The sequence below is a fragment of the Microcoleus sp. Pol1C5 genome, assembly GCF_036701115.1.
GTDB lineage: Bacteria > Cyanobacteriota > Cyanobacteriia > Cyanobacteriales > Microcoleaceae > Microcoleus.
Genome location: NZ_JAUBQE010000018.1, coordinates 87,969 through 114,860, shown reverse-complemented (window position 1 = coordinate 114,860; position 26,892 = coordinate 87,969). Strand labels below are relative to the sequence as shown.

Sequence of the window (26,892 nt, the reverse complement as noted above, 5' to 3'; positions counted from 1 at the left end):
ATGTCTATAGACAATGTGCTGTTTGTTATACTGATTTGTGGGAATCTAGATGAGGAAGTGCTACCTTTTAAAAGACATAGACCTGTAGGTAAAGAATTGGGAAATACCCGTCATATTGAAAGATTTAATAATACTTTACTCCAACAAATTTCTCGTTTGCTTCGTAAAACCTTGTCTTTGTCAAAAAAACTGCTTTCACCATATTGGGGCAATTTTTAACTGTGAACATCACTATAATTTTTGCATAAGAAAACGATATTTTTACTGTGCATGACTACCAACGCTAGTTTATGTAGAGAGCCAAAAGCTTGATTATCATTACTATGCAGGACTGCCAAAATACTATTGACTATTTTGCCAAACTATAACTTAAAAAAGCTGCAACAGGGTTCAGACATTCGCGGTATCGCCCTCGAAGGCGTTCCAGAGGAACAGGTTAACCCCACCCCGGAAATGGCGACAATTTTGGGTCAAGCCTTTGTGAGTTGGCTGGTGCAAAAAGTCAATAAATCAGTCGCAGAATTAACGATCGCGAGCGGGCGCGACAGCCGCCAATCCGGGCCAATCTTAATGCAGCCAGTCATAGCGGGTATCACCTCAGTCGGCAGCCCAGGCTACGACTTTGAAAAGGCTTCAACTCCCGCCAAAAGTTTGAGCATACCTGAACAATTTTTAGAGGAGCCACAGTATGGCTCAAATACTGTGCTTGCTGCGTAAGTTCTGAATATTGCTATTTCCTTGCCGCAGCATTGGATCTGGGGTCTAAAGCGTCTCGCAGCCCGTCGCCCAAAAGATTAAAACCCAGAACAGTCAAGGTAATCAGCAAACCGGGAAACAAAATAGTCCAAGGAGACGAAAGAGCGTATCCGCCCTTAAAAGCATCAGAAAGCATTGTCCCCAACTCAGGAACCGGCGGCTGTGCGCCCAAACCCAAAAAACCCAAACCTGCAGCTTCTAGTGTCGCCGTACCAGTCGAAAGAGTTGCTTGTACAACTAGAGGCGCGAGACTTCCCGGCAAAATGTGGCGAAAAATAATCCGCAAGTCGCTGGCGCCCAAGGCCTTGACAGCCAAAACAAATTCTTGTTCCCGCAGAGACAGCACCATACTGCGAGTTAAGCGGATGTAAATCGGAATTTGCACGAGGCTGACAGCGATAATTACACTTTGCAGGCTCGGCCCGGTGACGGTAACAACGCCGATCGCCAGTAAAATCGAAGGAAAAGCTAACAAAATATCGGCCAAAGTGCCGATCGCAATTTCCAGCCACCCCCGAAAATACCCGGCCACTAGCCCCAAAAGCGCTCCCACAATTAAACCCGCACCCACAGAAACCAGGCTGACGAGTAAAGATATCCCCAATCCGTGCCACACCCGCACCAACAAATCTCGCCCCAAACCGTCGGTGCCAAACCAATGTTTAGCGCTAGGAGCCACTAAACGCGACAAATAATCTCGATCGACCGCCGAATCGTAAGGGGAAAGTAGGGGGGCCAACAGTGCGGATATCATCAGCGCTACAGTCAAAATTAAGCCGATTTTCCCCGAAGTCGATCGCCAAAATCGTTGAAAAGCTGCTTGTGGAAATACTAAGTTGTTATTCAATCTTCGATTTTCCATCGAATGCTGTCACCAAAAAAACAGAGGACTTGCGCAACTATTAGGATAAATTAACGATCGCGATCGCAGAAATACGTTAACAGGACTTGCTCCAGGGAGACCAAAAACTTGGTGCGTGCATTACCGTCCATATCCCATTGCATTTTTCGCCCCAAATGCCCAATACCTGAGCCCTTCCTTCAAGACCCTTTAAGATATAGAGAACAAGATAAATTTAAAAGCACAATGACATCCACCCTACTCAAAACCTCAGCTCGATCGCCCCTCAACGCCCCAACAATCCGCCATTTCCCCAACGGCCTCACCGTTATAGCCGAACACTTGCCGGTCGATGCTGTTAACCTCAGCGTATGGCTCAATTTAGGCTCAGCCGTCGAACCCGACGACATTAACGGCATGGCTCACTTTTTAGAACACATGATTTTTAAGGGAACTCCCAGCATTCCCAGTGGCGAATTTGAGCGCGCGATCGAACAGCGCGGCGCTGTCACCAATGCTGCCACCAGCCAAGATTACACTAACTATTACATCACCACAGCTCCTAAAGATTTTGCCGAACTAGCTCCCCTGCAAGTCGATGTGTTGCTCAACGCCAGCATTCCCGACGACGCCTTCGATCGAGAACGGCTGGTAGTATTAGAAGAAATTAGACGATCGGAAGACAATCCCCGCCGCCGTACCTATCAGCGATCGATGGAATTAGCCTTTGAAGTCCTGCCCTACAAGCGACCGGTACTCGGCCCGACTGCGGTAATCGAACAGTTGACAGCCCAACAAATGCGGGATTTCCACAGCAGCAGATATCAGCCAGGGGCGATGACAGCCGTAGCTGTAGGCAATTTGCCAGTCGAGCAACTAATAGAAATTGTCGCAGACAGTTTTGCAGCAAAAAGTACAGCACAAACCAACAAAATAAATGTGCCTGCTGTCGGCAACTTTCACCCAGAATCCCAAATCCTGAACTACGGCCAAGAATCGCCGTTTACAGAAACAGTCCGCCGCGAATTTGTAGACTCTGCCCTTCAGCAAGCCCGACTGATCGTGATGTGGCGAGTGCCTGGTTTCATGGAAATGTCAGAAACTTATGCCCTCGACGTTTTGGCGACAATATTGGGTCACGGCCGCACCACTCGCTTGGTTCAGGATTTGCGCGAAGAAAAAGGGCTAGTCTCATCAATTTCGGTCAGCAACATGACTCAGCGACTCGGCGGCGTATTCTCGATTTCCGCTCAACTACCGACAGAAAACTTGCCAGCAGTGGAAGCTGCCATCGTCCAACACATCCGCACTATCCAAACCGAACTGGTGACAGATGCCGAAATTTCCCGCATCCGCACTCAAGTAGCAAATCGGTTTATCTTTGGTAACGAAACTCCGAGCGATCGAGCAAGTTTGTACGGTTACTATCAGTCGATGGTAGGAGATATCGCTCCCGCCCTCAACTATGCCGCCTGCATCCAAGCTCAGACTGCCGAGGATCTCCGAGAAGCCGCCGTCAAATATCTCTCTCCCGACGCGATGGGTGTTGTGGTAATTCGTCCCGACGAAGCATAAATTGGACATCGCCTCAACAGGGCAATTCTCCCATTCCTCTGCTTTTGAGCCATCCAACGGCATTCGGCATTCGGCAGAAACAATGTCAACGCGCACGAGGGATTTTTAGTCAATAGTGCGTGAAATTCGATCGGCTCGCGCCTTGAAGGTTTTGTATCAAAGAATTAATATGAAGCCTTTAAGGTACGGACGAGTGGCAAAATTACGGTAATTTTATGAGACGATAAACTCGGAATTATTGACAAGCCAGCAATTTAGTCTAGGGAAACCGGATCGATCGGCGATCGTAATTCTAAAATCTAAAATCTAAAATCGATTGATCGGCAAAATTACCGTAATTTTATGAGACGATAAACTGGGAATTATTGACGAGCAAGCAATTAAGTCTAGGGAAACCAGATTGATCGGCGATCGTAATTCTAAAATCTAAAATCTAAAATCTAAAATCGATTGACAGGGGCACGCACGCAAGCATGAAATTACAAAATTTTCTCAACTCAAAAATTAGGTACGATGCCAAAGCAATTGCTGCAGACGACGAACTCAGTGGTCAAATTCAAAGCCGCCTCATTGACCTGGGTTTACTGAAGCCTCCCGTAGACGGAATTTTTGGCCCTCTCTCTACCGCCACCCTCCACCGATTTCAAACTCTGATGAAGTGCGGCGAACCGGGTTTTTTGGGAGCAGTCACAGCCAAAAAGCTGATTGAAACCAAACCAGAGGAGATTCCCACACATCCGCTGATCCTGAAAACGGTCAGAGACACCATTTTTAAATCAAAACCGCTGGCGTCTTCTCAACTTCACGACTCGGAAAAACAAGTAATACCAGCCGGAAAAGAGTTTGAGATATTGGCTTTTGCTCCGGCTCGCGGTCACATCAGAGTTGCTCTCCGCAACGAGTCTTTCAAAGGTTCAGGAATTTGGTATGTTTTTGGAGCACACGCTCAAGTTACTCAAGACAGCGTTCTGTTTTATCCCAAACCGAATCCCCCAACTGTCAGGCTTGGCATTCCTTACCGATCGCAAATGGATAACTTGAATAATCCTACAGGTTCTTGCAATGTAACTTCATTAGCGATGTGTATGGACTTTTTGAAGGTGCCACGGCGCCAACAAACCGGGCAATATGAAGACGAACTTTACGAATATGCGATCGCCAAAGGTTACAGTCGCTGGGACCCCTACGATTTAGCAAAGATTGTTAGAGATTACGGCGCTCAAGATTTCTTTACCGAGAATGCAACTGTTGATGACGTTCAAGATTGGCTCGCCAGCGGAAATCCGGCTGTCATTCATGGATACTTCACGTCTTTCGGTCACATTATAGTTGCATCAGGCTACGACAGCGAGGGATTCTTCGTTCACGATCCCTATGGTGAGTGGTTCCGAAGTGGCTACGATACAAGTGTCAGCGGTGCTTACTTGCACTATAATTACCGCTTAATCCGCAGCCTCTGTATGCCTGACGGGAATTTTTGGGTTCATTTTATCTCGAAGTAATTGGGAATTGGGAATTGGGAATTGGGAATTGGAAATTTGCCTTGTTACCATTGACTAATGATACTAAATCCGGGTTCATTAACTTCTTTATCACTAAGCGGTTGAAACCGCTACCAACGCGAGCACATAAACGAAGTCCGGGCAAGGCAAGACTAAGAGATAAAGGGAGTATTTAACCCGCATTTGATATCACAACAGTCAACAGTCAACTAACTATTAATTTTCATACTCAAATCCAGCCAAGTCGATCGCGTAATCGGAGCACTGGTAGAAATATAGTCAACTCCGGTTTCTGCAACACTTCTGATTGTTTCTAAAGTAACATTGCCGGAAGCTTCAATTTTTACCAGATCGCTCTTTTGGCGAATTATTCCCACAGCCTGCCTCATCAAATCAAAGGACATATTATCCAACATGATAATATCGGCTTTGTGCTGCAAAGCTGTCTCTACCTCAGCCAGAGTTTCGGTTTCGACTTCGATCGTCAGCGGATAGGGGATAGAATTGCGAATTAGGGCGATCGCCTCTGCAATTCCTCCAGCCGCCGCAATGTGATTGTCTTTAATCATCACCGCGTCATCTAATCCCATCCGGTGATTGCAAGCACCGCCGACTTGAGTCGCGTATTTTTCCAACAATCTCAATCCGGGCGTTGTCTTGCGCGTATCCACTAATTGCACGGGTAAATCGGCAATTTTGTCAACATATTTCTGAGTTAATGTAGCGATGCCGCTCAAACGCATTGCCAAGTTTAATGCTACTCTTTCTCCGGTTAGCAGCGCATCGAAATTGCCGGAAATCTCGGCGATTACTTCTCCTTTCTCGCACAGTTTCCCTTCCGGTACTTGGGGGATGAAACTGAGGCTGCTGTCTAAAAGTTTAAATGTGCGATCGGCAATTGGCAATCCGGCAATGACTCCAGCTTCTTTGACTATCCATTTAGCTGTACCCTGGATGCTGTTTGCGGGAAATAAGGCCGATGTTGTGCGATCGCCCCTACCGATATCTTCTAGTAGCCAGTTGTGCAATAGGGAGTCTAAAAGTATCCAAGGCGGTAATATTGCTGTCATATTTTTGTTTGTTCTTATATCAAGATCATATCTACTAGGAAGAATAGTCGATCGGGCGATTTTAGGCAAGTTGCACAATTATGATAGTGTTAGTGCGATCGGGATTTGGGTAAAGTGAGGGCGATCGGGCTAGATGATGGGGTATTCTGTTGCTGACATTGGGTGTTGCTGCTTTAATGGAATAGATAGGGCGATCGCAAGTAGAAACCATGATACAGCCAGTCATTTTAGAAAAATTAGCAGAACTCCCTGAGTCTCTTCAGACAGAAGTGCTTCGTTATATTGAGTTTTTGATCGAAAAGCAGGCTAAAAACTCCTATCAAGAAAAGCCGACAAAGAAGCGTCGAGTTGCCGGAACAATGAAAAGAATGTTTGTTCTACCGCTGCCTGATGATCCGCTTGAGGATATGAAGGAATATATTGTGCAACAGAGAGTCTAAAGCAATTCAATGTGGCAACAGGGCTTTCATTTTTTCTTTGTTATATCAAGTAATGTTATCATACTCAGGCAATTCCTGAAAGCTGTTGCTAAAAATACGAACTATGTACTTATCTGAAAAAGAAGTTACCTTAAAGCTTACCTCTCGTCCCTTACGCCTTGTTTATTTAGTTCGCAATCGAGAGGATTTTCAAAATGCAATCATGCTCTACACCCATATCTGGGGAGGATTAACTAACGCAATTATACCAATTCATGAAAATGGTCAAGATATTGAGTTCTTGAAAGAGAGAATTATCTCAATTAATCCTGACTTTATTTTTAGCTCCTACCCAAATAGTGGGGAATCTATATATACAATTCTAGAAGAAACTCTACCAGTCCAGTGTGTTTTTGTTAACAAAGAGCAAATTCAGCAGCATATTGAAGGAATAGAAACGATTCCTTTGCATAATTGTCCTGCTCAAAGTGTGGAGCCTACAAGTTTATCTCATATTGTTTATCTATTTCGAGAATTTCATAATAATAATACTCTAGATTATAGCCGTGTTTTGGGTGTAAACACTTGCAACTTTTATGATTTTGAGCTGTCAATACAATCGGGAAAAATATCGAACCGATATAGAAATTTTTTGACACAACATCTGGCAGCTAATTTTTTAAACGCACCTCAAAATTTTGAACAATTAATTAAAAATAGCTTGCTCCTTGCCAGAGACTATAATCCTATTTGTTTAACAAAAATTAAACTTAGCAAAATACAACAACTCGATCCAATTCAACAACGAATGGATTGTCCAAACCTACTAACTATTTTTTTGGGTGATGACTAAGATATTGATATTGCTGCTGCTTATTGGAATACTCGTTCCTTCAGTGATGAAATGGCTAATAAGCTTTATTTGCCAAAATCAGAAGTGCTAGATAACATTGAGCAATTAGCGGAGATAATTTGGGAAGGAATACCTTCCATCCAGAAAATATTAATTGTTATTAATACAGACATAGAAGAGGCACAAAATTTAGCCGATAGCGTATACCAAGCTTTTGTTAGATTTGTTGGCCATTTCAGAGTAGAAGTTATCTATCAAAATTTCCCTTTAACTTTTTTCAGAGGTCAAGCTTACACCGGGAGTCCTATCAATACAACTTATATTAAATTTGAAGATGGTTCGGTTCGCTTTAGCCCTCCAGTACCGATAGGACATCAAAATAAAGAATTCTTGTTTGGCTGGGAAGCCGAAGTTCGTTTAGCATCAAGCAGGCGGTTATTGCTACCTCTCAATAAATCCTCTGCTGTTTTTCTATCGAATAGCCAGCATCAAATCGAATGGGCAGATAACAATCCTTATGGAAGGGATATGTTCATAGGACTATCAACAAGAGTGAGTAGTCAGGGAATTACTGGAACTGTAAGCTCTAAACAAGACTGCTGCCTTTATATTCCTACTGATGAAATGGTAATTACCCAAAGATTTAAGGATGCTAATTTAAAAATTGAAATTAATGAACATACCCGCTATGCTAAGGGGTTTATTAAACGTTTTGGAGGTTTTAGGAAAACAATTGATTTTGTCAACGATCATGGATTAGGAATCTGTAAATCATTGGAACGTCGAACAGAGGACAATAATCGACAAGTTCAACAGGGAGGGTACAAGATAGATAATATTTATCAATGGGTTAACAATATAGGAATTAATGACCAAAAAGCTAAAAATAAGTTTGTCTCAAAACACCTACCTGTATTATTATCAGTCGGTTTAGTTCGTCGTGGTTATAATCTGAGTTGTTCTCATTGTAATCTTACGACCTGGTATCCAATAGAACGAGTACAAGAATTTATTGAATGTGTGGGCTGTGCCGAGCTTTTTCAGCTTCCAGAACTGGATAAGATACACTTTACCTATAAGCTGAATGAATTAGCTTCACACTTTTTGAGGAATGGAGGTGACGCTGTACTGATAACCGCTGCTGTTTTGTATCAACTCATGCCTTATAGCTGGATTCAGTTTGGAGGAAATATTCATCGTCGGGACAAAAAAGCATCTTTTGCCGAAATAGATGTAATTGGCTTAGAAGCAGATACTTTGGTATTAGCAGAGTCGAAATCTTATAGCCAGATTAAAGAGCAGCATATTGAACAAATTGAAGAGTCTTTGAAAAAGACAATAGAAGTAGCTAAGTTAGTCAATGCACAGATTGTTTTACTGAGTATTACCACAAGTTCATCCAACTCTGAATTACATACTTTACATACTGTAGTCAGTGAAATTTCACAGGAAGCTAAAGATTCGGGAATTGGTGTACATTTAGCTATAAATGGAAAATTGCATCCTTGGGGGAAAGAAGTAGGAAGCGAACTATACCAGTGGATGAACAGTTTAGATCCACTACGAGTTGATGAAGAAACTCCAGAAGAACAGCTATTAAGAGTTGTTGTAGGAGAATTACCAAGTCAGGGCTTTCTTTCTAGCAAGCCATTATTGGATGATGAAGTCATGCAGCGTTGGCGTTTGGAATTAGGGACCACTCAAGCTAATCCATAAACAGTGGCTAGCACCCACTATTGACTGCTAAAATAAGGGTGATCGCTTGTTATGATTGTATAAAAATAAAAACGACTGGAATGGGCAATTATTATGACTATTCCTGATATTACGATCGCCCTTATTGCCGCAACTTCCAGAATCATTCTTGCCAGAAGTCAGTGACTGCATCGACTTTGTGATACACAAGCACCAAAATAGAATAGCTGAACCCCAACTCCCAGACGCTATTGCCAAAGCTTGGGAAAAATGGTTCGAGGAAGTCGATCGCTACTTACAACAAAATTGTGTGTACCGCATATAAATGGAATATTTTATATCTACTTCAATCTCATCCAAAGCTGGTTGAAGATATTTCCGATTCCGCAATAATCTTTTGGATTTCCTAAGCTGATTTCTTTGATGAATTTATTTCCCATTCCTATTGCTCAAACGAATTTTACCCCTGATTACCTATTTTCCTATGCTTAGAGTGACATAAGAGCGGTAATCGGGCTATATTGTATATTCCTAAAAACTGCGGAGTTTGAAAAGTTTAGGCTAAGTTTCTCCCTCGAAAGCGTACTGGCATTCGATCTGACGGATAAATTAACAGGTTTTGCTGTAATTCTTCGAGAGAAGAACGACCGTTAACTAACTCCCAATCGAAGTGGCGCACCAATAATGCTAACATCATCGTTCCTTCCAGCATTGATAGATGCTCTCCTAAACAACGATGCGAGCCTGAGCCAAAGTGTATCATTGGCAGTGAACTTGTTTCCTTATTCTTGTCTAGCCAACGTTCGGGCAGAAATTCCTCTGGGTTAGCATAAACTTCTGGATCTCTTCCGGCTGCAAGCATTGACCAGGATACTCTTGTCCCACGCGGAATCACTGTACCGTTAATTAGAGTATCCCGTTCAGTCTCCAATGGAGTTGAGCCAGAGCCAACTGAATAAAGGCGCAGTGTTTCTTTGATAATGGCACGAATATAAGCCAATTCTTTGAGGTTTTTTAGGTTGATCCCACTTTCTTTTTGCCAAGCTTGGTCAACGATATCTCGTGCTTGTTGAAATACTCTTGGATTTAAGCTCAATTCGCCAACTGCAAAGGATAAAGTATGGGCGGTGGTGTCAGTCCCCGCGATTAATAGTTCAATCGATTCTGATATTAAAGTTTCGCGATCGTATTTTGGTTCTTTAGCCGCGATTTTGACTAACATTGATTCCCTAAACAAACTACTGACTTGTGGGAAATCAGTTTGATTTTGTTCTCTCATTTGTAAAGCTAAGTCTACGCGGGGAGTAAGGAATTCCGTTAAATATCGCCTTGCTGCCCAATAATCCCGTGAATTCTGAGTTGGCAAATATTTCATCCATCTTTTCTCCCCCGTAGCTTGTCGCATGAAACGATAGCCTACAATAGACATCGCTTCGTACGCCTTGCTAACTTCCAGGGGGGGACCTTCCTGACTGGTACTATTTCTATCTACAGGAATACCTAGTACAAAAGAGGAAATCACCCTCATTGTTAGTTCCACAAACACAGGATCTACCTCCACCTCTTTTGGGGGGGCAACTTGTTTCAGTGTCTCAATGACTTGTTCGCAAGCTTGGCTAATTATTTCCAGATATTTGGAAATATTGCTCGAACTAAATTCTGGATTCCAAGCCTGCCGTCGCCACTGCCACTCCGTTGCAGTTTCTCCGAGCATAATAGAACCGCTCATATCGTTCCATGCTTGACGTACTTGCTTGGATCTAATTAAGCTACCATCTCTCATCCCATTGATAATGGTATCTTCAATTACTTTTGGTTTACTTAAAATCACAGATGGAGTCCTACCATTCCAGATGACGTACATCGGGCCTAACTGCTGGCTCCAATCAAAAAATAGCTGAAATAATTTCTTCTGTTTTACTGCTGCTAATACTTGTGGTAGATTTCCTAACACCCAATATTGGGGAGGGGACGGGAGAGATTGTAGCGATTTATACGTTTCCTTGCCTTTCCACCATCGCCAACTCAGTATAGACGCTATGCTAGTAAAGCCTAATACTATTACTAAATATGACAAGAAGGAAGAAGAACCATTTATTTGAGAAGTAATGCTTTGAAACATAAATCTGCCCAAGTCCATAGTTTTTTATTACCCATATACTACCTTGAAATGGAGATTAAGTAAGTCAACGTAATTAAATATAAAACGTTCGACTTGGTAATTGCCTGATGTAGCTCTAGCATTAACTCCTTTTCAAATACGCAACAAGCTCTGGACTTACGCACTTGTCATATTATAAACATCTGTAACTCACCAAAAAACTAAAGCCCTTTTCCGTTGTTGCGGGAAAAGAGCTTTAATTTATTATTAACCTGGCACTGAGCTATTTTACCGGGCAGTGACCCGCCGAGTATCTTCGCCATAGCAACGTTTAACAACCGAGTTCGGGATGGATCGGAGTGGTTCCATTACATCATAAGCACCAGGAAAGCTTTGAAAACTTTTTATCCTGTGTCTGCGTTCAGTTTGATGCGCTGCATCTCTTTCGCTCGACTTAATTACCTTATCAAGTTTTCCCTAGTCTGTCAACCCCTTTATCAAAACTTTTTTTCGATCGCCCGAAACTGCCCCCAATAGCCGAGTTTGACGTATTATTTACCAGTGGTGCCGATCGACCTTTAACTCACAAATCCAAAAACGCCGCCTCGCTTCCCTGTTCTCTGCGAATTTTCCCGTCCTTCTCAAACCACGCCACAACCTGCTTAACTGTTAATTGTTCGATCGGGATCTCGGCTTCTGTCGCAATTTGCCTCAAAGGCCGCAAAGACGCCACCACCAAATTAGTAAAAAAGTTTTCAAAACTAGCATCAAGTTCGATCGACCCTTTAATGCTCTCATCATTCTTAATCCAATCCATCACCTGCCCATTAGTCACCTCAGCCACCGGCAAACCCGTCTCCCCAGAAATTTGCTTGAGCACCCTTAAAGCATAAATTGCCACCCGCGCCGAAAACTTTTCCTTCGACGACAGCAGCGCCATATCAACTTCGGCACACTCTTCCGGCTTTAAAAAATCTGCTAGCGGTTCCATATATTAAAAATTGGTAATGGCTAATCGGTAATTGGTAATCCCTGACATCCGTGACATCCGTTACACTCATCCGTTGCCGAACTTTCATCCGTGACATCCGTTAAATCCGTTAGAAAATCCGTTGCCGAACTTCTTCCTTCTTCCTTGCAATCAAATAACCGCAGCGGTGTTCCCCATTAATAATCGAGTGAGTCCGCTCCACAATACAATCCGGCAAAACCGCTGCAAACATTTCCAACTCATTACCGCAGACACTCGGAAAAGTTTCAGCAACATTAGAAATCGCGCAGTTGTGTTCCATCAACACAAATCGATCGTCCAAACCAGCGCGATCGCAGATCCCAACCTCTACAGATTCTACAGGATAACACTCAGCCATATAACCTTCAGCCCTGCGGAGTTCCACCAACTTAGTCACCCGTTCTTGCAGCGAACCCGCACCCACTAGCCGCCGGTAGTCCGTAGCCTTGCGCTGCCACTGTTTTCGCAGGATAGTAATCACTTGCTCGCGGCCGACGGTTTCCGCCAACGTATCCAGAAAAGAGACTGCAAAATCACCGTAACGATTGGGGAATCGATCGCGCCCCAGACTGGTAAGCTCATAAATGTGCTGCGGCCGCCCCATCCCAGCCTGAACCGACTGATACTGAATCAGCCCGTCCGCTTCCAAATCCTTCAAATGACGGCGAATCGCCTGCGGGCTGATATCCAAAGACTCCGCCAACTCAAGAGCCGTCCCCTGCCCCTCCTTGAGCAAATATTCCAGGATGTCTTGTTTCGTGGAAGTCTGCTGAGTAGTCTCCATCATCTTCACAAAAAATTATTAATTTGACTTTGACAATATCACTGTTGTTAATGTAGCTTAAAATATACTAAAGCAACAAATCAGTTGTTTTACTTACCAGAGCAGCCCCCAGAACTGGCCGGGCCCCCGACAGTTCAGCGTCTGCCATCTTTGAGAGACTTATCCAGAACACTCGAAAGCGCAAAATTAATGAGCTCTACAGTCACAACCCTAGTCAACCAGCCCTACAAATACGGTTTTGTCACCGACATCGAGTCAGACACCATCCCCCGCGGCTTGAGCGAAGATGTAGTCCGCCTGATTTCCGCCAAGAAAAACGAACCGGAATTCATGCTGCAATTCCGCCTCAAAGCATACCGGCAGTGGTTGAAAATGACCGAGCCCACCTGGCCCCACGTCAACTATCCCGCGATCGACTACCAACAAATTATCTACTATTCCGCGCCCAAACAAAAGCCCAAAAAGCTCAACAGTTTGGACGAAGTTGACCCGACACTCCTAGAAACCTTCGAGAAACTCGGCATTCCCCTCTCCGAACAAAAACGGCTCGGAAATGTCGCCGTTGACGCCGTTTTTGACAGCGTTTCAATTGCCACAACCTTTAGAGAAAAACTAGCCAAAGACGGCGTTATATTCTGTTCCATCTCAGAAGCCGTCAAAGATTATCCCGAACTAATAGAAAAATATCTCGGCAGCGTTGTACCAGTCGGCGACAACTTTTTCGCAGCCCTCAACTCAGCCGTATTCAGCGACGGTTCCTTTGTTTACATTCCCAAAGGCGTCAAATGCCCGATGGAATTGTCAACCTATTTCCGCATCAACAACGGAGATTCCGGCCAGTTCGAGCGCACCCTAATTGTTGCAGAAGAAAACAGTTCTGTGTCTTACCTAGAAGGCTGCACCGCGCCGATGTTTGACACCAATCAACTGCACGCCGCCGTAGTGGAATTGGTAACAATGGACAATGCCGACATCAAATACTCCACAGTGCAAAACTGGTACGCTGGCGACGCCAACGGCAAAGGCGGCATTTACAACTTCGTGACGAAACGGGGTTTGTGTCAGGGAGTTAATTCTAAGATTTCTTGGACACAAGTAGAAACCGGTTCCGCAATTACTTGGAAATACCCCAGTTGCGTGTTAGTCGGCGACAACTCGGTAGGCGAATTCTACTCGGTAGCGCTGACAAATAACAAGCAGCAAGCTGACACCGGCACCAAAATGATCCACGTTGGTAAAAATACTCGCAGCACGATTATTTCTAAGGGAATTTCTGCGGGAAACTCATCCAACAGCTATCGCGGCTTGGTGAAAATGGGGCCTAATGCTAAAGGCTCTCGCAATTACTCTCAGTGCGATTCCATGTTGATTGGGGATAACGCTCAAGCGAATACTTTCCCTTATATTCAAGTGCAGAACCACACTGCTAAAGTGGAACACGAAGCTTCTACTTCTAAGATTGGAGAAGAGCAATTGTTCTTCTTCGCACAGCGGGGAATTTCCGCAGAAAATGCTATTTCGATGATGATTAGCGGTTTCTGTAAAGATGTTTTCAATCAGTTACCGATGGAATTTGCGGCGGAAGCGGATAAGCTGTTGAGTCTGAAACTGGAAGGAAGTGTCGGATAATTTTCGCGGCCAAGAAACCCTTCCAGGCCGAGTCCATCGGTGACAACTTAAGCTCCCCGTCCGCCAGGGAATGAATTCCTTGGCTAATAGCTAAACTCCTCTAAACAGGACTAATGAGTTTAAAAATTTTCTTCTCAGTCCTCTTCAGAGGACTTTAGCTTTGAGACAGGGAATTCATTCCCTGGCGGACTATCGGTTTAACGTTAATTGGTCACCAAGGGACAGAGCCTAGGAACGAGAAGAAAAAACTGTAAAGTGCATTGAGGAAAAGGACAAAAATAGATGATTGTAGAAAATAGTGAAGTGGTGCTATCCGTCCGCGATTTAACGGCGAATGTGGAAGATACCCAAATCCTGAAGGGTTTGAATTTGGAAATTAAATCGGGTGAAATTCACGCGATTATGGGCCCGAACGGTTCGGGAAAAAGCACTTTATCCAAGATATTAGCTGGCCATCCTGCTTATACGGTAACGGGCGGAGAAGTTACTTTCTTGGGTCAAAATTTGCTGGAATTAGCGCCGGAAGAACGTTCTCTGGCTGGCGTATTTCTGGCTTTTCAATATCCTTTGGAAATTCCCGGCGTTAGCAATCTAGATTTCTTGCGCGTGGCTTACAATTCTCACCGCAAACATCGCGGCTTGGAAGAATTGGATGCTTTTGATTTCCAAGATTTAATCGAGGACAAGCTGGATATTGTCAAGATGAATGATTCTTTTTTAGGCCGCAGCGTAAATGAGGGTTTTTCCGGCGGCGAGAAAAAGCGGAATGAAATTTTGCAAATGGCGTTGTTGGAACCGAAATTAGCTATTTTAGATGAGACTGATTCGGGTTTGGATATCGATGCTCTCAAGATTGTCGCCGGCGGTGTGAATCAGTTGTCAACTGCTGAAAATTCGATGTTGGTGATTACTCACTATCAGCGGTTGCTGAATTACATTATTCCTGATTTTATTCACGTCATGGAAGCGGGCAGAATTATCTTGACTGGCCCGAAAGAGTTGGCGCTGGAATTGGAAGAACGCGGTTATGACTGGGTTGTGGAAGAGGAAGCAGCAGGAGTAGGCGCGAGATGATGATGAATACCCAAGTTGCTAGTAGGGAAATGTTTTTGACTGATTTGGTGAATCAGTGTGAAAAGTTGGGCGCTGCTCATCTCAAAAGTTCTGTTTACGGGTTGGATGATTTGCGCGATATTGCAACTCAATACGTGCTTTCTTCTCATTTTCCGACAGTGAAGGATGAAGAATGGCGTTTTACTGATTTGTCGCCGCTGTTACAAATTTCGTTGCATTTGCCGACCAGCAATCAGTCCGAAATTAAGCTGTCTGATATTACGATGCCTGTGAAAGACAAGGCAGACTTACCATTAAGATTAGTCTTTGTCAATGGTTTTTATGCGCCGCATTTATCAACGCTGAATTTGCCGAATTTGCCGGACTTTTACGCAGGTAATCTATCCAATGTACCCGAAAAATATCAAGGGCGCATCAGCGATGTTTTGAGCAAGCACAGACAGCAAACCGAAGTGTTTACGGCGCTGAATACTGCGGGTTTGGCTGATTCTGCGGTGGTGTTCGTGCCGGCCAATATGTCGATCGACCTTCCGATTCACTTGCTGTTCCTGACAGCGCCCGGTGCATCTCTCACGATGTCCCAGCCGCACTGCTTGGTCATAGCTGAGCCTGGAAGCAATGTGACACTGATTGAGGATTACGCAACTATCGGTAATGTCCCTGCATTTACGAATGCTGTAACGGATGTTGTTGTCGGCGAAAACGCCACTGTGAATCACGTTCGGCTGCAGCGGGAAGGTGGAGAGGTTGTTCATATCGGCAAAAGTGCGATCGAACAATCTCGTAATAGCCGTTACACTTGCCATGCTATCAGCTTGGGAGGCAAAATATCGCGGCACAATTTAGAAGTATTTCAGCGGGGCGAAGCCACTGAAACAACTTTAAACGGCTTAAGCGTAGCCTTTGGGGAACAGTTAGCGGACACCCACAGTTTAATCGATTTTAATTACCCTCACGGTACAAGTCGCCAATTGCACAAGTGCATTGTCGGCAACAAAGCTCGCGCTGTATTTAACGGCAAAGTTTTCGTTCGCAAAGCCGCACAATTGACAGATGCCGGACAATTGAGCCGGAATTTGTTGCTGTCGCCGAGAGCTCGTGTAGATACCAAACCGCAGTTGGAAATTGTGGCCGACAACGTTAAATGTTCCCACGGTGCAACTGTCAGTCAATTAGAAGATGATGAACTTTTCTACTTGCAAAGTCGCGGTTTGGATTTAGAAAGAAGCCGCTATTTGCTAATCGATGCTTTTGCAGCAGAAATTCTCAATCTGTTGCCAATTGTAGGTGTGGCGAAAATGCTTTCTACCTGCGTGGCTATCCAAGGATAAAAGAATTAGCAACAGCGTCGAAGCCTGTTCCACAAAAATGAATGTTCCTGTGGGGTGGGCTTCTAGCCCGCCCCACAGGAACAGCGTCGAATCCTGTTCCACAAAAATAAATGTTCCTATGAGGTGGGCTTCTAGCCCGCCCAGAATCAGCAACAATACTAACTTCAAAAAATATGACACTTATTCAAGAAAAAACACTTGCATCAAAAGTTCGCGGCGACTTCCCAATTTTGAATGAAAAAGTAAATGGCAAACCGCTAGTTTATTTAGACAATGCAGCTACTTCTCAAAAACCCCTAGCTGTGCTCAACGCTTGGCGTGATTACTACGGACAATACAATGCAAACGTGCACCGCGGTGCTCACACTCTCAGCGCCAAAGCGACTGATGCTTACGAAGGTGCGAGAGACAAAGTTGCAGCGTTTGTAAATGCCGCGTCGCGGCAAGAAATTGTTTACACTCGCAACGCCACCGAAGCGATTAATTTGGTTGCTTATTCTTGGGGTTTAAGCAATCTGCAAGCCGGAGATGAAATAATCCTGTCGGTGATGGAACACCACAGCAATCTTGTTCCCTGGCAAATGATGGCTCAAAGAACCGGTGCGGTGCTGAAGTTTGTGGAGTTAACGGAAACTAACGAGTTTGATATGGAACAGTTTAAAACGCTAATTTCCCATAAAACTAAATTGGTGTCAACCGTTCACGTTTCTAATACTTTAGGCTGCATCAGTCCTGTCAAAGAAATCTGCAAAATTGCCCACAGTTTCGGCGCGAAAGTTTTAATAGATGCTTGCCAAAGCGTGCCGCACATGATAGTAGATGTGCAAGCAATAGATTGCGATTGGCTGGTTGCTTCCGGTCACAAAATGTGCGCTCCGACTGGCATCGGTTTTCTCTACGGTAAGCTGGACTTGCTGAGAGAAATGCCTCCGTTTTTCGGCGGCGGCGAGATGATTGCTGACGTGTTTCTCGATTATTCCACCTATGCCGATTTGCCGCACAAATTTGAGGCGGGGACGCCTGCAATCGGCGAGGCGATCGCCCTTGGTGCAGCAATCGATTATCTTAGTAACATTGGCATGGATAAGATTCACGCTTGCGAAGCAGAATTGACTGCTTATATGTTCCAACAATTGCGGCAAATTCCCGAAATCAAAATTTACGGGCCACAACCAGACAGCAACGGCGAAGGTAGGGCAGCTTTGGCGGCATTTACAGCCGGAGAAATTCACCCTCAAGACTTATCTACCATGTTAGATCAGGAGGGAGTCGCGATTCGTTCCGGGCATCACTGCACGCAAGCTTTACACCGCTATTTGAACGTTTCATCTACTGCCAGAGCGAGTTTGTACTTTTACAATACTCGCGAGGAGATTGATGTGTTTGTGAAAGCGTTGAAAGAGACGATCGACTTTTTTGCTGAGATTATGGGATAAGTTAATTAGTGATTGAAATGGCTTTATTTTTGCCCGCAGATGTCGGCAGATGAACACGGATGAACGCAGATTAAGAAAAAATCTAAATCTGTCAATATCGCTGTTTCTTCATCCGCGTTCATCAGCGTCTATCCGCCTGAATCTGCGGTTCAAAAAAGACCGTAAAGCGCAGATATCCCGTAGAAAATCGCCCTTTTGATAGTATCTGGGCCTGTGGTAAAATAAAACTAGAGTTTTCTCAGCTCAAGGAGATTTTGAGATGATTGCTACTACTTCAAGTTTAGCCGAACAAAGAACTCTGCTAGAAAACATTAGCTGGCAGACCTTTGAAACGTTGCTCAAAGAAATAGGCGATAAGCGAGGTTATCGCATAGCTTACGATGAAGGGAGACTGGAAATTATGGCGCCACTATTTGAACATGAGAACTACAAGAGCAATTTCAGTAATTTCATCCTTGCTTTAGCAGAAGAACTCGACATTGAAATTAAAAGTGCTGGCTCAACTACTCTCAAACTCAAAAATGCCAAAAAAGGCATAGAACCAGATAACTGTTATTATATCCAAAATGAAGCAGCAGTTAGAGGCAGGCAAGAACTAGATTTAGAAACTGCCCCACCGCCAGACTTAGCAATTGAAATAGATATTACCAGCAGTTCAGTTGATAAGTTGGCCATTTACTCCGCACTTCGCGTCCCGGAACTCTGGCTGTATAACGGGCGAGTTTTGAAATTTTATCAGTTGGTAGAAACTGAATATATTGAGCGCGACTTTAGTATTGCTTTTCCCTTTGTATCGGTAGCAGAAATGGCTGGGTTTTTCACTCGCACTCAAACGATGGGAGAAATTGCTTTGCTGAAATCCTTTAGAACTTGGGTTAAAGGGAAAATATAATATTCTCTAGCAAGGTGCGCCTTGCGCAGCGTACATAATTAGGTGCTGCGCCCAGGACTATTAAAACTCCCTTATTTCAGGATGGATAAACTGATAACCAGCCGCCTTAATCTTTTGATTCGACACCCTCGCATTGTAAGGCCGCACGCTAGGACTTCCATCCCAAGAAACTTGAGGCAGATTGTGAGTTTCAAAAATGCGCTCGAGCAATTCACCACTAGATAGCGATACATCCCCGACTAAATTATAAATTCCCTGCAATCGATTTTCCAAAGCAAAGGTTAACCCCCCAACAACATCATCCCGATGCACCCAATTAGTAGCATCTTCCCCCCTACCGGGGCGAGTGCTCCCAGCCCAGCGCCCAAAGATTTTAACTAATTCTCGTCCAGGCCCATAAATTCCTCCCAAACGGAGAATACAGACGTGAAGATTGGCATTAGATGCTGCTAATAACACCCGTTCGGTTTCTGCGAGAATTTCACTGTTTGGGTTGGCAGGTGCGACTGGTGACTCTTCATTTACCACTTCACCTTGGCGATCGCCATACACAGAATAAGTACCAGTATAAATAACCTGTTTTACTGTCGGTATCTGCTTTAAAACCGATACCAAAGTAGTCGCTGTATCTAAATAACTCTCCTGATAAGTATCAGAATTTGGAGCACCTACGCACAGCATCACAGCATCTTGTTCTTGCAATACAGCCGTCATTGCATCTTTGTCATTTCCCTTGATCACGGCTACCCGCTGGGCGACACCCTCCAACTCAACGACTCGCGTCGCCGTGGTAGTTGTCGCCGTCACGATACAATCAGATTTGCCGCGTAAATGTTTGGCTGTCGCAGTACCCACATAGCCGCAGCCGACGATCGCAACTTTCATCAAAAATTCTCCTTTGTTTCATACTCTCTAAAATTATTGCCGGTTTCTGAAATCATGGCGCGCTGAGTTTTGTGGTAAAATGCAAAGCATCGTTATCAATCGGAGTAGCATCGTGTCCGAGAGAGATATTTTTGCCACATCCTCAGAAAGCGAACTTTTAGCTTTTTATGGTTCTTTGTTTGCGATCGCAGCCGCCGATGGTTCCGTTGATATTGACGAACTAGATTTGTTGTTTAAAACCATAAATTTAGACAAATTTTCTGACTCTGCAAAGGCTCAAATCCAATCCTACACAGCCAGTCCCCCATCACTCAGCGACTGTTTGCAAACACTCAGCAAGTCAGAAGAACCGCTGCGTTTGGGAGTCATGTATTTTTTAATTAACGTTGCTGGGGCAAATAAGACGCTGCATCCCGGAGAAAGCGAGGCGATCCAATCCGCAAAAAAACTGCTGGCGGTTTCCGACTTGCAAATCCAAGCCATGCAGGAATTTATCGCAGATATCAAACAAATACGGGAGGCCACCCCTAATACAAATCAGGCATCAGCATCTTTCTATTCGGCTGTTTCCCAGCTTAAAACTAAGGGCATTCCTCTCGATTTAATCGACCGGAAAGGAACCACGACAAACTTCAGCAACCCCAAAATCAACTATTCCGATGAAAGTTTTTGGGCTAAACTTAAAAACTTTGCTTTAACCGCAGGAAGAGAAGTAGTTGAAAAAGCTTTGATTCTCTACTATACGGCTCAGAACCCAAAGGTGCCTGCTTGGGCAAAAGGAGTTGTAGTTGGAGCTTTGACCTATTTTATATCTCCTGTCGATGCCATTCCCGATATATTAGTCGGCATCGGATTTACAGACGATTTGGGAGTATTGCTAGCGGCCATAGCTACTGTTTCAGTATACATTAATGCTGATACTAAAAAACAAGCAAAGCAAAAAATGAAAGATTGGTTTGGTCAATAATATTATGTCCGGTTGAGCGTTTTGTGGTGTCGGCATCGGACTAATAGAATCTGAATAATATAGCTGTTTTTAATCGGATAAAACAAAGGACACTGCGCTGCGGTGTCCCTACTTAATATATGTAATTCACTCAACTGAAAACTTGATTTTTATAGATTCTCAGTCTTTAATCGGCTTACCATCTCGATTGACAATACGGCTTTCACCATCCTTAGCCGTGACATTTTCATAAACCCCTTCATCCCGCTTCACGTACTTGCTAAAACCCGAATTTTTATAATCGGTGTCGGATGTCGGCTTCATCAACCTTGGAGCGCTCAGCAGTCGGCGTACCGGAGCATCTGCGGGAGTCTCACCGGGTTCGCACTTAGCCAACTCGCACAGTTGGCCCCAAGTCGAAACTTCCAGGTTCATGCTGTGCCAAACTTCTAACTGCTGGTTGTTTTCGGGACACAAATAATCGTATACAGGCATACTAAGAATCTCGTTTGCAACTACTAAAATTACTAATTGCACGGTTATGGAGAATATTATAGCTCAACCTTACTAAAAATTCAACCCCAAAAATCAAACTTTACTATTTTTAATGATTGTTAAAACACTAAATCAGCTATATTATTAACCCAGTGTGCTTGCTCCCGGATGCGATCGAGACAAAGCCCAAAAGTACCCTACCCTGAAATCCTCTGACTCGATCGAACGATCGCACGATCGACGGCTAGCAAATGCCCGCAAGACTTCCCTCAATGCCGTCACAGGATTGATCGTCATTTTCAGACTGTACGCCAATCACAGATTCTAAGTTTCACTTTTATTTATTTACTCACCAGCGAGGATTTACCGATGAGCGATTTCAAAGTTACGCCAGAAGTAGAGCTGAACACAGCTCAAATGTTGGAGCGATACCAACTGCAAGATGAGACAAATCTGCGGCGTTGGGCAAAACTGCACGGCATCAACAGCACTCGTGGTTTCTTCTATCCCAGTGAAGTAGATTTGATGGATCACGCTCACCACCATCTCTACAATTTGGGAATGAGCATTGCGGATTACCAAAGTCTTTTAGACCGGCGCCGCAGCCATTCCCCGACACCGGGCGACCAAAATAAAACAGTAGCAAGTCAAGTGGCTGACGAAGCATACGATGCCATAGAAACGCTAACCGATCAGTATGCTGAAGCTATTGATTTAATGGGAGAACGTATAGCAGACCATTTCATCGATGAACTCGATTTATCTGTGATGAGGCACCTTTCTAAAAAAGTGCAAGACCGGCGCACTCTCAACGGTCAAACTAAAAAGCCTAACCGTTTTCTCCAAGTGATTAAAGCCGTGTTGCAACCGAGCAGCGAAAATACGCTTCTGGTTCCCAAAAAAGAGAATGACCCTAGTTTAGAATTAGAACAGCATCATCGGCTCGGCTAGTCGCAGATTGTTTTGAAAGACTAAGAGACTTTTTGTTCAATTTACTGGTCAATTTTACTGAAAAGCAGACCCGGAACCCTCCCCTTTTCAAGGGGAGGGAGCAAGAGTCAAATTTTTTATATTATGAAACGGAATAGAAGAAAATAAATTGAGATTTCTCAGAAGTCTAAATTACTTTTCAACTGATGTTGGGTTTCGCGACGGATCAAAACCTAATATAACTAGGGACAGATTGCGCGATCGCCAAAATTAGAGATAATATCTGCTGAATTGAACCTGTCAACCTCGCCCAAGGTAAAAAAATGATTAAATCCTGGATGGTAATTGGAGGCGTCGCCTTGATAGTAGCACTAGCAGCGAACTTAATCCCGCCCAGCGACATCCAATGGTTCAACCGCTTGCAGCGTCCGAGATGGCTAGTATTTGAAAAAGCAATTCCCCTAATTTGGACAGTAATTTTTATTTGTGCAGCTTGGTCAGCAGTGATTGTTTGGGAAAAAGAACCGGGAACTCAGGAGACTTGGCTGAGAATGGGTTTGTACCTGCTTTTAGAAATAGTAACCATGTCTTATACCTCGGTTATGTGCAAAGTTAGGAGCCTAAAAGTCGGCACAATAATCGGCGGAACGGGCGCTATTTTAAGCGTAATACTAGCTTTAAGTGTGTTGCAAGTTTCCGAGCCTGCCGCCCTGTTATTGCTGCCTTACATACTTTGGAGTCCGATCGGCACTTACACCACTTGGGCAATGATGCACTTGAATCCGGCGGATGTTTAGGCTCTGGAATTAGTAATTTTAATGAGATGGCAAGCATCGGGAAAAAGCACTGTTTTTCGGTAGTCTCTAGCTGCAACGCAGGTTTTAGTCGGCAAAGACTTGATGCCAAATAATTGTACAGTTGCACAACTGGAAGCTTATGATATCGGTAACCCAATCTGCATGAACCAAGTGTGCTTGTCTATGTAACCGCGTTGAAAATGGATTTTGCCATCAACAATATGAAAGAAGCCACAGCCTTGCAGCGTAAAACTTTTGCCAGTTGGTAGGTTGCCACCAAACTCACCTAGAAATGTGCCGCCGCCAGTCCACTCGACCATCGCCCACTCGCCATCCTCAAACAGATTCTCAACGTGCGTGTAATTGTCTGGAAAGGCTTGGAAGAAGGCAACAAAACTCTCAAGCAATGCCTCACGACCGTTTAGAGGATCGCCAAAGGCAACTTGATGGTTCTCTGCATCGTCGTGATAAAGCTCGATCAGGGCGTGAGGGTCACGAGCGTTATAAGCAGAAACCCAGTCTTGGAGAACTTGCTTGGGCGTTTTCATTTTTGGTTGCCTAATACAGATAAGTAAAGATATTAGTTATCACCTTCTCACCGTCAAATTTAGCGACTCGGAGGGCTGCTCGGAGGCTCGGTTTCCGGCGGTTCGGGAGGGGGAGATTCAGCATCCGGAGGATTCAGCGACTCCTCCCAAACTTTGATTTGCGATCGAGCTTGCTCAAAAGCCCGAGTACCCGAGGGAATTTTCTTTAAAGTCGCGATCGCCCCAGCCAGATCCGACGACGACTCTTCCACACCAAGCGCCAAAATTCGCTGGCTCCACTCATCAATCGCCTCACTCGCCTGCCACCGAAGCGAACTCGACTCCGGCACCTGAAGAGCCAGCCCAATTGCCGTTTGCAGAGCCTCCGCAGTCCCCGCTCGGGCAGCCTGACGGGCGTTCTGCAAACCTTGCTCGCCCTGAAATTGAGCCTCCCAAGTCCTAATGTTCGATCGAGCTTCCTCATAAAGCACCCGTCCCGATCGAATCCGGCGGGCCATCTCAATTGCCCCCGCCAAATTGCCCACCGCCGCTAGCTGCTGAGCTCTATCCAAAAACGGCTGGTCAACAAGCCGCTGTCTCCTCTCGATCCAAGCTTGAATTTTGGTTTGAGCTTCCACATAAAGCGCCCTACCTCTAGCTATCCGAGAAGCCTGAGCAACGGCCGCTTCCAGAGCATTCGGATCGCCCGTACTTGCCAAATCGTTCGCTCTTTGCAAATACGGACTGTCTTCCAGCAGCTCGATTTGACGGCTCAAGCTGGTAATTTGACTGCGAGCTTCCGAAGCGCGGGGATTTGATTGGGGGACTGTTTGCAATTGCGCGATCGCAGCCCTCAAATCATTTACCCCACCCGGCGCCGCCAGCCTGCTTGCCAAATCCAAAACTTTCACATCAGCCATTTCTTGTTGCCAGCGGCCGACTAAATCTTGAGCTTGTTTGTATAAAGGGCGGCCGGACTTCAACTTTTGAGCAATCTCGATCGCCTTGGAGAAACCCTCAACAGAGCCAGTCAAAGCCTGAGAAGTAGCATTCGCCAACTCGTTAAAATCCTCAACTTGTTCCCTTAAATTTGCAGTGTCGGGAATCTTGTTAGCGATCGCGATCGCCTCCTGCCAATCCCCTGCTTGCAATCGTTTTTGGGCTATCTCCAAAATTTTCTTGCTAAATTCCGCGATCGCCTTATTGGCAGCTTGATACAAATAACTGTTTTGGTCAATTCCCTGAGCCAGCTTAATCCCCGTCACCAGATTGTCGAGACCTCCCTCGGAGGCTGTATTGCGGGCTTTTAGCAACTTATTGCCCTCAGCCCTAGTCGTCTGAATTAGCTTAGTCAATTCCTCGTACTTAGCCGATTCCCAGAAAGTATTTCCCAAATCCAAAAGCAGAGTAGCTTGGCTGAAAGCCAGCGTCCATTCTTCCTGACGCAAGTGGTCTTCAGCCGTGCGGTAAATTTTCTCTGCATCGCTCCATATCGACTGCCACTTTTCAATCTGCTTTTCCACCGTCGGGTAAGCGGGAACGTCTTTAGGAACCTTGCGAGCGAGCGCAATCGCCTCCTCCAGCTTTCCTTCTTGGAAAGTAGCATTTCCCAGCCTGAGAATATCCTCCGACCACCGCTCGATTTGAGTGTTAATTCTCGGCCGCAGCGGATGGTCTTTTGGCAAAGCATTAACTAATTCGATCGCCCTGAGCAAATCATCCGCCGTCCGCTTGCTTGCTGCTTCTTGAGCACAAAAAAAGCGATCGTTAGCAGAAGCCGTCGGCCAAAAAATCTTTGAGCAATTGGACTGCGAGGTCAGGTTGAGTAAAGACGCAATTGCCACAAACCCCATACCCACTGATAGCATCAAACTAAGCGCCAGCCAAAACTGCCACTTATTCGACCAGTTCCGCCAAAACGGATTGTGTTCTCCGGGCGACTGCGAGTTTTCCCCAGACAAATTCGGCGGTATTTCCAGATGCCCTCCCGGCAGTTTTCCCGAAGTAACCAACTCTCGGAGTTCTTTAAGTCGTTCAGCCCGGTTTTTCCTTGCTGGTAAGCGCACCAGCGACGAAGTATCCTTTTTTGACTCCAAGGATTCTGATGCAGACCAACGGCCTGGTATTTTGCGATCTTGACTCATATCCTCACCACAAACAGCAACCAGCTAGCGTTAGTTATTTAAAAACTGCGAGCGCTGCTATCAACTGCTCTATAAAATGTATTCATCACTTTTACATACTCCCGTAGGCCCTAGACTGCAAGAGCAGATCGCCAAACCGCCAAAATCAAAATTTTGTGATTAGGTAATTGATAATGCGTAATTGGCAATTGGTCAAGGCCGTCATCCCTAACTCGCACTCAATAGAGCCAATTACACATTATCCTCTCAAGAACCGGAGTTCGATCGCAAATCGCCGATGAGTTCTGCAAGTTGGTCGCTATTAGCTTTGTAAACCTCGTTGCAGAAATGGCACGTAGCCTCAGCCCCCCCATCTTTTTCAATCATGTCTTGGAGTTCGGCTTCGCCCAACATTTTCAAAGCTCCCAAAACTCGATCGAACGAACAGCCACAGTCAAAGCGCACCATCTGAGTTTCCGGGAAAATTTCCAGGCCCATATCTCCCAGTAACTGTTCGAGAATCTCGTGCAGCGTTTTGCCCGATCGCAGCAGTGGCGTAAAGCCCGACAATTCAGCAACTCTAGATTCTAAAGTTTGCACCAGTTTTTCGTCTGTTGCCGCCTTCGGCAGAACCTGCAACAGCACACCCCCAGACGCTTGTACCCCGCCCGCCCCCACAAACACCCCCAGAACCAGAGCCGAAGGCGTTTGCTCCGAGGTTGCCAAATAATGAGTCAGATCGTCGCCAATTTCGCCGGAAACCAATTCTACCGTACTTGAATAAGGGAATCCGTATCCAACGTCCCGCACCACGTACAAATAACCGTCACCTATTGCCCCGCCAACGTCGAGTTTGCCTTTAGCATTGGGCGGCAATTCGACTTCGGGATTGTCCACATAACCTCGAACTGTTCCATCAAGTCCCGCATCCACCAGAAGCCCGCCCAGCGGCCCATCTCCTTTGATGCGAATGTTGACTCTCGATTCGGGCCGCTTCATGCTGGAGGCGAGTAACAGCCCTGCCGACATTGTGCGGCCGAGGGCCGCTGTAGCCACGTAGGAGAGCTTGTGCCGCTGTCTTGCTTCTTCGGTGAGGCGGGTGGAAATGACGCCTACAGCGCGAATTCCGCCATCTGCGGCTGTAGCGCGAATTAATTGATCGGCCATGAAAAACCTTACTTTGTCTTTTGATATCTTCTTGAACTATTTTAGAAGTTCT

27 protein-coding genes, 1 rRNA gene and 1 pseudogene are annotated in these 26,892 nt (G+C 45.1%); 16 read left to right on the top strand and 13 right to left on the bottom strand.

Annotated features, from left to right (window positions below; genetic code table 11):
- Nucleotides 1-274, top strand: a pseudogene (locus QUA23_RS12485) (IS1 family transposase); the annotation flags it as partial.
- Between the two features lie 71 nt (nucleotides 275-345).
- On the top strand, nucleotides 346-717 hold the full coding sequence (locus QUA23_RS12480; RefSeq protein WP_333076200.1) for a hypothetical protein: 372 nt from the start codon (nucleotides 346-348) through the stop codon (nucleotides 715-717).
- A gap of 13 nt (nucleotides 718-730) precedes the next feature.
- On the opposite strand, the gene QUA23_RS12475 is transcribed toward QUA23_RS12480, so the two are convergent.
- Entirely contained in the window at nucleotides 731-1,618 is an 888-nt protein-coding gene (locus QUA23_RS12475) for an ABC transporter permease (protein WP_333110383.1), read from the bottom strand.
- A 225-nt stretch (nucleotides 1,619-1,843) separates the two neighbouring features.
- Between QUA23_RS12475 and QUA23_RS12470 the strand changes: the two genes are divergently transcribed.
- Together QUA23_RS12470 and QUA23_RS12465 are read left to right on the top strand one after the other, a co-directional pair.
- Nucleotides 1,844-3,172, top strand: a complete 1,329-nt coding sequence (locus QUA23_RS12470; protein ID WP_333076198.1) for a pitrilysin family protein — start codon at nucleotides 1,844-1,846, stop codon at nucleotides 3,170-3,172.
- 473 nt (nucleotides 3,173-3,645) lie between these two features.
- A complete protein-coding gene (locus tag QUA23_RS12465; protein WP_333076197.1) occupies nucleotides 3,646-4,674 on the top strand; it encodes a C39 family peptidase in 1,029 nt (342 codons plus the stop codon).
- A 209-nt stretch (nucleotides 4,675-4,883) separates the two neighbouring features.
- Here QUA23_RS12465 and nadC read toward each other — a convergent pair whose 3' ends face one another.
- Both nadC and QUA23_RS12455 read right to left on the bottom strand, forming a co-directional pair.
- Nucleotides 4,884-5,744: a carboxylating nicotinate-nucleotide diphosphorylase gene (gene nadC, locus QUA23_RS12460; protein WP_333076196.1), complete on the bottom strand. Its 861-nt coding sequence runs from the start codon at nucleotides 5,742-5,744 to the stop codon at nucleotides 4,884-4,886.
- A 61-nt stretch (nucleotides 5,745-5,805) separates the two neighbouring features.
- A complete protein-coding gene (locus QUA23_RS12455) occupies nucleotides 5,806-5,955 on the bottom strand; it encodes a hypothetical protein (RefSeq protein WP_333110380.1) in 150 nt (49 codons plus the stop codon).
- On the opposite strand from QUA23_RS12455, the gene vapB reads away from it, so the two are divergent.
- The 4 genes from vapB to QUA23_RS12435 all read left to right on the top strand — a co-directional run bounded on the left by vapB (nucleotide 5,954) and on the right by QUA23_RS12435 (nucleotide 9,036).
- Complete coding sequence (gene vapB, locus QUA23_RS12450) at nucleotides 5,954-6,184, top strand: type II toxin-antitoxin system VapB family antitoxin (RefSeq protein ID WP_333076195.1); 231 nt, start codon at nucleotides 5,954-5,956, stop codon at nucleotides 6,182-6,184. The genes QUA23_RS12455 and vapB overlap by 2 nt on opposite strands.
- A gap of 103 nt (nucleotides 6,185-6,287) precedes the next feature.
- Nucleotides 6,288-7,016: a hypothetical protein gene (locus QUA23_RS12445; RefSeq protein ID WP_333076194.1), complete on the top strand. Its 729-nt coding sequence runs from the start codon at nucleotides 6,288-6,290 to the stop codon at nucleotides 7,014-7,016.
- A 51-nt stretch (nucleotides 7,017-7,067) separates the two neighbouring features.
- The gene (locus tag QUA23_RS12440) at nucleotides 7,068-8,732 is read left to right on the top strand and encodes a hypothetical protein (protein ID WP_333076193.1); all 1,665 of its coding nucleotides are present in this window, start codon (nucleotides 7,068-7,070) and stop codon (nucleotides 8,730-8,732) included.
- A gap of 148 nt (nucleotides 8,733-8,880) precedes the next feature.
- Nucleotides 8,881-9,036 (top strand): hypothetical protein, encoded by a 156-nt coding sequence (locus tag QUA23_RS12435; RefSeq protein ID WP_333093913.1) that lies wholly within the window; start codon nucleotides 8,881-8,883, stop codon nucleotides 9,034-9,036.
- A gap of 231 nt (nucleotides 9,037-9,267) precedes the next feature.
- On the opposite strand, the gene QUA23_RS12430 is transcribed toward QUA23_RS12435, so the two are convergent.
- The 4 genes from QUA23_RS12430 to sufR form a co-directional block, all read right to left on the bottom strand.
- Nucleotides 9,268-10,833 carry a cytochrome P450 gene (locus QUA23_RS12430; RefSeq protein ID WP_333076191.1) on the bottom strand — a complete coding sequence of 522 codons (1,566 nt, stop codon included), beginning with the start codon at nucleotides 10,831-10,833 and terminating at the stop codon, nucleotides 9,268-9,270.
- Between the two features lie 249 nt (nucleotides 10,834-11,082).
- Nucleotides 11,083-11,199, bottom strand: a 5S ribosomal RNA gene (rrf, locus tag QUA23_RS12425).
- A gap of 196 nt (nucleotides 11,200-11,395) precedes the next feature.
- Complete coding sequence (locus QUA23_RS12420; RefSeq protein WP_333076187.1) at nucleotides 11,396-11,803, bottom strand: hypothetical protein; 408 nt, start codon at nucleotides 11,801-11,803, stop codon at nucleotides 11,396-11,398.
- A gap of 109 nt (nucleotides 11,804-11,912) precedes the next feature.
- On the bottom strand, nucleotides 11,913-12,611 hold the full coding sequence (gene sufR, locus QUA23_RS12415) for an iron-sulfur cluster biosynthesis transcriptional regulator SufR (protein ID WP_333076186.1): 699 nt from the start codon (nucleotides 12,609-12,611) through the stop codon (nucleotides 11,913-11,915).
- A 186-nt stretch (nucleotides 12,612-12,797) separates the two neighbouring features.
- Here sufR and sufB point away from each other — a divergent pair, with 186 nt between their 5' ends.
- The 5 genes from sufB to QUA23_RS12390 all read left to right on the top strand — a co-directional run bounded on the left by sufB (nucleotide 12,798) and on the right by QUA23_RS12390 (nucleotide 18,970).
- Nucleotides 12,798-14,237: a Fe-S cluster assembly protein SufB gene (sufB, locus tag QUA23_RS12410; RefSeq protein ID WP_333036166.1), complete on the top strand. Its 1,440-nt coding sequence runs from the start codon at nucleotides 12,798-12,800 to the stop codon at nucleotides 14,235-14,237.
- Nucleotides 14,238-14,519: 282 nt separating this feature from the next.
- Nucleotides 14,520-15,311, top strand: coding sequence for a Fe-S cluster assembly ATPase SufC (gene sufC, locus QUA23_RS12405; RefSeq protein ID WP_333076185.1), 792 nt, complete (start codon nucleotides 14,520-14,522; stop codon nucleotides 15,309-15,311).
- The gene (gene sufD / locus QUA23_RS12400) at nucleotides 15,311-16,642 is read left to right on the top strand and encodes a Fe-S cluster assembly protein SufD (RefSeq protein ID WP_445243493.1); all 1,332 of its coding nucleotides are present in this window, start codon (nucleotides 15,311-15,313) and stop codon (nucleotides 16,640-16,642) included. The genes sufC and sufD overlap by 1 nt, the downstream gene beginning before the upstream one ends.
- 173 nt (nucleotides 16,643-16,815) lie before the next feature.
- Complete coding sequence (locus QUA23_RS12395) at nucleotides 16,816-18,078, top strand: SufS family cysteine desulfurase (protein ID WP_333076183.1); 1,263 nt, start codon at nucleotides 16,816-16,818, stop codon at nucleotides 18,076-18,078.
- A 259-nt stretch (nucleotides 18,079-18,337) separates the two neighbouring features.
- A complete protein-coding gene (locus QUA23_RS12390) occupies nucleotides 18,338-18,970 on the top strand; it encodes a Uma2 family endonuclease (RefSeq protein ID WP_333076182.1) in 633 nt (210 codons plus the stop codon).
- 60 nt (nucleotides 18,971-19,030) lie between these two features.
- On the opposite strand, the gene QUA23_RS12385 is transcribed toward QUA23_RS12390, so the two are convergent.
- On the bottom strand, nucleotides 19,031-19,855 hold the full coding sequence (locus tag QUA23_RS12385; protein ID WP_333076181.1) for an NAD-dependent epimerase/dehydratase family protein: 825 nt from the start codon (nucleotides 19,853-19,855) through the stop codon (nucleotides 19,031-19,033).
- 79 nt (nucleotides 19,856-19,934) lie between these two features.
- On the opposite strand from QUA23_RS12385, the gene QUA23_RS12380 reads away from it, so the two are divergent.
- Nucleotides 19,935-20,822 (top strand): DUF1232 domain-containing protein, encoded by an 888-nt coding sequence (locus QUA23_RS12380; RefSeq protein WP_333076180.1) that lies wholly within the window; start codon nucleotides 19,935-19,937, stop codon nucleotides 20,820-20,822.
- A gap of 159 nt (nucleotides 20,823-20,981) precedes the next feature.
- On the opposite strand, the gene QUA23_RS12375 is transcribed toward QUA23_RS12380, so the two are convergent.
- Nucleotides 20,982-21,296, bottom strand: coding sequence for a zinc ribbon domain-containing protein (locus tag QUA23_RS12375; protein WP_333036151.1), 315 nt, complete (start codon nucleotides 21,294-21,296; stop codon nucleotides 20,982-20,984).
- Between the two features lie 144 nt (nucleotides 21,297-21,440).
- Nucleotides 21,441-21,593, bottom strand: coding sequence for a hypothetical protein (locus tag QUA23_RS12370; RefSeq protein WP_333076179.1), 153 nt, complete (start codon nucleotides 21,591-21,593; stop codon nucleotides 21,441-21,443).
- 72 nt (nucleotides 21,594-21,665) lie between these two features.
- On the opposite strand from QUA23_RS12370, the gene QUA23_RS12365 reads away from it, so the two are divergent.
- On the top strand, nucleotides 21,666-22,247 hold the full coding sequence (locus QUA23_RS12365; protein WP_333076178.1) for a hypothetical protein: 582 nt from the start codon (nucleotides 21,666-21,668) through the stop codon (nucleotides 22,245-22,247).
- Nucleotides 22,248-22,549: 302 nt separating this feature from the next.
- Complete coding sequence (locus QUA23_RS12360; protein ID WP_333076177.1) at nucleotides 22,550-23,023, top strand: TspO/MBR family protein; 474 nt, start codon at nucleotides 22,550-22,552, stop codon at nucleotides 23,021-23,023.
- A gap of 137 nt (nucleotides 23,024-23,160) precedes the next feature.
- On the opposite strand, the gene QUA23_RS12355 is transcribed toward QUA23_RS12360, so the two are convergent.
- The 3 genes from QUA23_RS12355 to hslO form a co-directional block, all read right to left on the bottom strand.
- Nucleotides 23,161-23,571 carry an ester cyclase gene (locus QUA23_RS12355; protein WP_333076176.1) on the bottom strand — a complete coding sequence of 137 codons (411 nt, stop codon included), beginning with the start codon at nucleotides 23,569-23,571 and terminating at the stop codon, nucleotides 23,161-23,163.
- Between the two features lie 59 nt (nucleotides 23,572-23,630).
- Complete coding sequence (locus QUA23_RS12350; protein ID WP_333076175.1) at nucleotides 23,631-25,694, bottom strand: hypothetical protein; 2,064 nt, start codon at nucleotides 25,692-25,694, stop codon at nucleotides 23,631-23,633.
- A 246-nt stretch (nucleotides 25,695-25,940) separates the two neighbouring features.
- Entirely contained in the window at nucleotides 25,941-26,840 is a 900-nt protein-coding gene (hslO, locus tag QUA23_RS12345; RefSeq protein WP_333076174.1) for an Hsp33 family molecular chaperone HslO, read from the bottom strand.
- Between the last annotated feature and the right edge of the window lie 52 nt (nucleotides 26,841-26,892).

Excerpts from the sequence above, each read along its gene's own strand:
- QUA23_RS12475 (WP_333110383.1), bottom strand. The coding sequence starts at position 1,618 with ATGGAAAATCGAAGATTGAATAACAACTTAGTATTTCCACAAGCAGCT.
- QUA23_RS12470 (WP_333076198.1), top strand. The coding sequence starts at position 1,844 with ATGACATCCACCCTACTCAAAACCTCAGCTCGATCGCCCCTCAACGCC.
- QUA23_RS12465 (WP_333076197.1), top strand. The coding sequence starts at position 3,646 with ATGAAATTACAAAATTTTCTCAACTCAAAAATTAGGTACGATGCCAAA.
- nadC (WP_333076196.1), bottom strand. The coding sequence starts at position 5,744 with ATGACAGCAATATTACCGCCTTGGATACTTTTAGACTCCCTATTGCAC.
- vapB (WP_333076195.1), top strand. The coding sequence starts at position 5,954 with ATGATACAGCCAGTCATTTTAGAAAAATTAGCAGAACTCCCTGAGTCT.
- QUA23_RS12455 (WP_333110380.1), bottom strand. The coding sequence starts at position 5,955 with ATGGTTTCTACTTGCGATCGCCCTATCTATTCCATTAAAGCAGCAACA.
- QUA23_RS12445 (WP_333076194.1), top strand. The coding sequence starts at position 6,288 with ATGTACTTATCTGAAAAAGAAGTTACCTTAAAGCTTACCTCTCGTCCC.
- QUA23_RS12440 (WP_333076193.1), top strand. The coding sequence starts at position 7,068 with ATGGCTAATAAGCTTTATTTGCCAAAATCAGAAGTGCTAGATAACATT.
- QUA23_RS12430 (WP_333076191.1), bottom strand. The coding sequence starts at position 10,833 with ATGTTTCAAAGCATTACTTCTCAAATAAATGGTTCTTCTTCCTTCTTG.
- QUA23_RS12420 (WP_333076187.1), bottom strand. The coding sequence starts at position 11,803 with ATGGAACCGCTAGCAGATTTTTTAAAGCCGGAAGAGTGTGCCGAAGTT.
- sufR (WP_333076186.1), bottom strand. The coding sequence starts at position 12,611 with ATGATGGAGACTACTCAGCAGACTTCCACGAAACAAGACATCCTGGAA.
- sufB (WP_333036166.1), top strand. The coding sequence starts at position 12,798 with ATGAGCTCTACAGTCACAACCCTAGTCAACCAGCCCTACAAATACGGT.
- sufC (WP_333076185.1), top strand. The coding sequence starts at position 14,520 with ATGATTGTAGAAAATAGTGAAGTGGTGCTATCCGTCCGCGATTTAACG.
- sufD (WP_445243493.1), top strand. The coding sequence starts at position 15,311 with ATGATGAATACCCAAGTTGCTAGTAGGGAAATGTTTTTGACTGATTTG.
- QUA23_RS12395 (WP_333076183.1), top strand. The coding sequence starts at position 16,816 with ATGACACTTATTCAAGAAAAAACACTTGCATCAAAAGTTCGCGGCGAC.
- QUA23_RS12390 (WP_333076182.1), top strand. The coding sequence starts at position 18,338 with ATGATTGCTACTACTTCAAGTTTAGCCGAACAAAGAACTCTGCTAGAA.
- QUA23_RS12385 (WP_333076181.1), bottom strand. The coding sequence starts at position 19,855 with ATGAAAGTTGCGATCGTCGGCTGCGGCTATGTGGGTACTGCGACAGCC.
- QUA23_RS12380 (WP_333076180.1), top strand. The coding sequence starts at position 19,935 with ATGCAAAGCATCGTTATCAATCGGAGTAGCATCGTGTCCGAGAGAGAT.
- QUA23_RS12375 (WP_333036151.1), bottom strand. The coding sequence starts at position 21,296 with ATGCCTGTATACGATTATTTGTGTCCCGAAAACAACCAGCAGTTAGAA.
- QUA23_RS12370 (WP_333076179.1), bottom strand. The coding sequence starts at position 21,593 with ATGACGATCAATCCTGTGACGGCATTGAGGGAAGTCTTGCGGGCATTT.
- QUA23_RS12365 (WP_333076178.1), top strand. The coding sequence starts at position 21,666 with ATGAGCGATTTCAAAGTTACGCCAGAAGTAGAGCTGAACACAGCTCAA.
- QUA23_RS12360 (WP_333076177.1), top strand. The coding sequence starts at position 22,550 with ATGATTAAATCCTGGATGGTAATTGGAGGCGTCGCCTTGATAGTAGCA.
- QUA23_RS12355 (WP_333076176.1), bottom strand. The coding sequence starts at position 23,571 with ATGAAAACGCCCAAGCAAGTTCTCCAAGACTGGGTTTCTGCTTATAAC.
- QUA23_RS12350 (WP_333076175.1), bottom strand. The coding sequence starts at position 25,694 with ATGAGTCAAGATCGCAAAATACCAGGCCGTTGGTCTGCATCAGAATCC.
- hslO (WP_333076174.1), bottom strand. The coding sequence starts at position 26,840 with ATGGCCGATCAATTAATTCGCGCTACAGCCGCAGATGGCGGAATTCGC.